At 57.4% G+C, this 733-nt stretch carries 1 pseudogene; it reads right to left on the reverse strand.

From position 1 onward, the window contains the following. Positions 1–733, reverse strand: a pseudogene (locus B3520_RS03555) (hypothetical protein); the annotation flags it as partial.

Raw genomic sequence — 733 nt, forward strand, 5'->3', positions numbered from 1 at the left:
TCGTTCATGTCCTTGATATCGAATTTGGTCACGTTGGAATTGTCCGGGGTAATGGTGCCATCGACGTAGATGGTCAACGGGGCGCCGCCTTTGTTACTGAGTGCCGCGGCCAGCTCGGAGCCGGTGCTCACCGTCACTTCATCCCCGCCCTGACCACCGGTCGTGCCGGCGCCCAGGGACGCAAAACCCTGAACGGTGTTGGCCTGTTCACAGGACAGCACTTCACCCGGTGTGCCGGGCTGGGAACTCGAAGAACTGCTGGAGGAGCTTTCAGAGGAGCTGCTGCTTTCGGAGGATGAACTATCGGAAGACGTATCCGAGCTGTTGCTTTCGGAACTGGACGACTCCGAGGAGGAGCTACTTGGTGATGTCGACGAACTCGAAGACGATGAACTGGAGCTTCCGCTGTCCGTTGCGCTGTACACTTCGAACTCCGCAATCTGCGGTGCGCCACTCGCGCTCTCGATCACCAGATTGATTTTATACAGGCTCTGGTCACCAAATCCGGAAATGATCCGCTCGGAGCCAAGCGTTGAACCACTGGCAAACACCTCACCGGTGTCGTGGTCTTCAAGACGCCAGCCCGTCGTGGCACCGTTCAGCTCACGAATGATGACAGTATTGAAACTGCTGCCGATGTTTTTCACACCGATCCGTTCATCACTGCTGGAGCCCGGTTGCCAGTAGCTCGCCATGTCGCCATCAATGGCGTTGCCATAGCTGCTGCCACTGG

This window comes from Marinimicrobium sp. UBA4509 (assembly GCF_002388575.1).
GTDB classification, from domain to species: Bacteria; Pseudomonadota; Gammaproteobacteria; order Pseudomonadales; family Cellvibrionaceae; genus Marinimicrobium; species Marinimicrobium koreense.